Source organism: Coprococcus sp. RTP21428st1_C9_RTP21428_210409, from assembly GCF_040227395.1.
Classification (GTDB): Bacteria; Bacillota; Clostridia; order Lachnospirales; family Lachnospiraceae; genus Coprococcus; species Coprococcus aceti.
Map to the genome: position 1 here is coordinate 1 of NZ_JBEHVV010000116.1, position 4,524 is coordinate 4,524.

Here is a 4,524-nt window from a genome sequence, read left to right on the forward strand (position 1 = left end):
GGTGTATGGACACACCTCGTCCTCTGGTGATAAATCCTATGATCTCATCCCCCGGAACAGGTGAACAGCACTTGGAGAATCTCACGGCAACGTCATCTATGCCGTTTACGATTATTCCACCCTTGCCGGTATGGTTGCCATGGTTCTTCTTCACCGAATACTCGTCCAGAACCTCAGCGTTCGTGGCAGTCTGTGGCTTGTGCTCCTTGTTGTACTCATCAATCAGACGGTTTACTATCTGACCTTCCTTGATTCCGCCATGTCCAACGGCGGCAACTATGGAATCCCAATCCTGGAAATTGTACTTCTTGTATATCTTCTCCTGATACTCAGGCTTTGAGTACATGGAGTAGTCTATTCCCTTTGATTTGCAGTAGTTCAGTATGAGCTCTCTTCCGCGGCTGATATTCTCATCCTTGAGCTGATGCTTAAACCACTGGTTGATCTTTGTCCTCGCCTGTGTACTCTTGACTATATTCAGCCAGTCACGGCTTGGTCCTGTGGAGTTCTGTGAGGTTATGATCTCCACACGATCTCCGTTGTTAAGCTTGGTATCTATAGGAACCTGTCGTCCGTTGATCCTTGCACCGACCATCTTGTTGCCCACCGCCGTGTGAATGGCATAGGCAAAATCTATAGGTGTGGATCCGCTAGGAAGGTTCTTAACATCTCCGGCAGGAGTAAAGCAGTATACCTGTTCAGCAAAGAGATCAAGGTCAGTCTTGACAAAGCTCATGAACTCCTTGTTGTCATCGGTATCCCTCTGCCACTCAAGGATCTGACGGAGCCAGGAGAGCTTTTCCTCCTCCTTCTGCATGACCGTACCGGTTATGTTCTCCTTGTACTTCCAGTGCGCAGCGATACCATACTCAGCCGTTCTGTGCATCTCGTAGGTTCTTATCTGTATCTCAAATGGCTGTCCCTCAGGTCCGATCAGTGTGGTGTGAAGGGACTGGTACATGTTGGACTTAGGCATAGCTATGTAGTCCTTGAATCTTCCCGGAATAGGCTTGTACATCTCATGAATGATACCCAGTGCTGAGTAACAGTCCCTGACCGTATTCACCTTGATACGTACCGCAAATATATCGTATATCTGATCCAGAGTCTTGTTCTGGTTCTTCATCTTCTTATATATACTGAAGAAATGCTTTACTCTTCCGTCTATCTCAGCCTCAAGTCCGGCATTATCAATATGCTTCTTGACATCGGCAACGACCCTCTTGATATAAGCATCCCTCTCGGTAAGCTTCTCATCTATCTGCGCCTTGAGATCCTTGTACACATCCGGCATGAGGTACATCATGGACAGGTCATCCAGCTCGACCTTGATCTTGCTGATACCAAGTCTGTGTGCGATAGGCGCATATATATCCATGGTCTCTCTGGCCTTCTCTATCTGCTTCTCCGGTGACTGATACTGGAGGGTTCTCAGATTGTGGAGTCTGTCCGCCAGCTTTATCAGTATGACTCTGATATCCTTCGCCATGGAGAGGAACATCTTACGCAGATTCTCCGCCTGAACCTCTATCTTGTCCGTGGTCATCTTGAGCTGTGTCAGCTTCGTAACTCCATCCACAAGGAAAGCAACCTCCTCGGAGAACTCCGCTGCTATCTCCTCAGATGTCATGACTGTATCCTCAACGACATCGTGAAGTATTCCAGCCACTATCGTCTCCTTGTCAAGCTCGAGCTCTGCCAGGATTATGGCCACATTCAGAGGGTGCATGATATAAGGCTCCCCGGACTTTCTGAGCTGTCCCTTGTGGGCAGCGTCCGCCACCTTATATGCCTTCTCTATCATAGTGATGTCGGCAGATGGGTGATATGTGAGTATCCTTGAGATAAGCTCCTTATACAATTCCTCCGGCGGTGTAAAATCTGCCGGTGTGGACAGATCTATCTCTCTCTTCGCCTTCATCTGCTTATTCGCCTGCTCCTCCAGCTTTATAAGTTCATTCTGAGGAACATTCTTGCCAGACGCAAGAGCCTTCTCGATGGCTGCTATTCCATCCTTCGTGGCCTGCTCCGAGGTGATAACACCTGCTTCCGCAGCTCTCTTCGTCTCCTGAGCTATTATATTGTCCTGTGTCTTATCCAATGTCTCTCCCATATGCTCACCACACTTCCTGTTTTATTCTGCCCTGATCATTCTCCCTCAAACTGTACTACTGAAGCCACGTCATATTTGGAAAGTCTCTCTCTTCCCTTCAGGTCTGTCAGCTCTATGAGGAATACCATCTTGACTACTATTCCGCCAAGGCTCTCTATAAGCTTAGCCGCAGCCTCTATGGTTCCACCTGTTGCAATAAGATCATCCACCAGCACGACCTTCTCACCCGGCTTGATGGAATCCTTATGTATCTCTATAGTAGCCTGTCCATACTCAAGATCGTAAGACATCTCCACGGTCTCTCTCGGAAGCTTGCCCTTCTTTCTCACGAGAACAAGTCCCTTGCCGTTCTTGTATGCCAGCGGTGCTCCAAATATAAATCCTCTGGACTCTGCTCCGGCGATGACATCGTAATCTACTCCCTCCAGCAGCTTATCCATCTCATCGATGGCCAGCTTCATGCCCTCAGGATCCTCAGTTACACTTGTCACATCCCTGAATATGATTCCCGGCTGTGGAAAATCAGGAATACTCTTGATATACTTTTCTACCTCACTCATCTTACGTCCTCCTGTATGATATATATTACAAATGCACTTAATAGTATTCTCATCAAAGTCAGCTTATATTCCCTTGTTATAGGCCTCCATCTTCATCTGGAGTGAACGTCTTCCCATATATTCATTGATGGTCGGATAGTATGCGACATCTATCACTACGGCGTTCGGCTGACCATTTAACATTTTAACACATTCATCCTCTCCAAACCACTGTTTTATGTTATTCACAAATGTATCCGGATCAAAATCTATGGCATCCACGCACCTTCCGTACCAGGTATCAAGCTGGAGCTTCAGAAGATTTTTGTTTCTTCCAAGTATCTGCGCCCTTCGCACCGGTACTGCCGCCTGTGCAAACAGCGGTTTCCTGTTACCCTTTCCGTATGGTTCAAGCCTCTCGATCTGTTCCGTCAGCTCTATGCTGTTGTACGCCAGCGGCATGGTCACATCTATCATCAGCTTAGGTGTTATATCTTCATCCGTCAGCACCGCCGCTTCATTGAGCTTCCGCCTCAGCTCGTCAAGCCTCTCCTTCTCTATGGAAAAGCCCGCCGCCATGGCATGTCCGCCAAATGCAGTGAACATCTCCCGGAACCGGTTCAGCTCCTCGAACATGTTGTAGCTGTCTATGGATCTTCCCGATCCTTTCAGTATCCCCGGCGTCTCTGCGTCCGTGAACACCATCGCAGGTCTTGTGTATGCCTCCTTGAGCCTGCTGGCGATTATTCCCACAACGCTCTCATGTACAGCCGGTATATACACCACAAGCACCTTGTCCGCAAGGGTAGCCGCCTGTCCGAACTCTCCGTTCACAGTGGCTGTCTCAAGCATATCTGTGATATGCCGGGCTCCGGCCTCCGTCATGTTCTTTCTCTCATTGTTGACAGCCAGCAGTTCCCTAGCCCTTGCCTCGGCGACATTTGGATCTCTCTCAAGCAAGAACTCAAGGCTCTGTTTCGCATCCCCCAGTCTTCCCGCCGCATTGATGCACGGCCCTATCAGAAATCCCAGATCATACGTTGATATCTTCTTCTCATTTCTGCCGCTGAGCCTCATGAGGGCATTCAGACCCGGATTGCGGCTGTCCTTCAGACTTTCAAGGGCATATTTTACATAGAGTCTGTTCTCATCCACCAGATCCATCATGTCACAGTTGGTAGCCAGCCCCAGGATCTCCATGAATTCATTTACCTCGCTCTCGGCTATCCCGCATATCCTGTACATGTACTGGATGAGCTTGAACGCAACGCCGGCCCCGCACAGCCCCTTGAATGGATATTCACAGTCCTGCCTCTGATTGTCTATGACCGCATCCGCCTGGGGCAGCATATATACCCGCTCGCCGCCATCACTCTCCTCAAATGGGATCTGATGGTGATCCGTGACGATGACCGTAAGCCCGCGCTCCTTCGCATATCTCACCTGTTCTATCGCCGCTATTCCATTGTCGCAGGTTATGATAGTATCAACACCATCCGCTATGGCGGCATCTATAAGTCTTTTATTTATTCCGTATCCATCATGCACTCGATGTGGAATGTCGTAATCCACCACGGTGCAGTCATCAGCGCAGCTTCCGTGCAGCGCCGCCCATGTTCTCCGAAGGCCGAGAAGCAATATATAATTGGAGGTAACCCCGTCCACGTCGTAGTCCGAGATTATCCTTATCCTCCTGTTATCGCTGAGCTTTTCCTTTATTATCTCACCGGCTTCCACCATGTCCTTCATCAGTGCCGGATCGTGCATGGAATCCCAGTCGCCATCAAGGTACATAGCTATGGCTTTCTCCCCGGTGACTCCTCTGTTCGTGATAACCCTCGCCACAACAGGACTCACACCGAACCTCTCGCC

General features: G+C 49.2%; 3 protein-coding genes. All 3 read right to left on the bottom strand.

Annotated features, from left to right (window positions below):
• The coding region (locus ABUA34_RS13855) for a RelA/SpoT family protein (protein WP_502880275.1) at window positions 1-1,921 on the bottom strand (1,921 nt) is incomplete at its 3' end.
• Between the two features lie 227 nt (window positions 1,922-2,148).
• Window positions 2,149-2,673 carry an adenine phosphoribosyltransferase gene (locus ABUA34_RS13860; protein WP_015534328.1) on the bottom strand — a complete coding sequence of 175 codons (525 nt, stop codon included), beginning with the start codon at window positions 2,671-2,673 and terminating at the stop codon, window positions 2,149-2,151.
• A gap of 63 nt (window positions 2,674-2,736) precedes the next feature.
• Window positions 2,737-4,524, bottom strand: a 1,788-nt coding sequence (gene recJ, locus ABUA34_RS13865) for a single-stranded-DNA-specific exonuclease RecJ (protein ID WP_349823504.1), incomplete at its 5' end; no start/stop codon positions are given.

Bases quoted from the DNA above. Each gene is read 5' to 3' on its own strand.
- ABUA34_RS13860 (WP_015534328.1), bottom strand. From the start codon at position 2,673: ATGAGTGAGGTAGAAAAGTATATCAAGAGTATTCCTGATTTTCCACAG.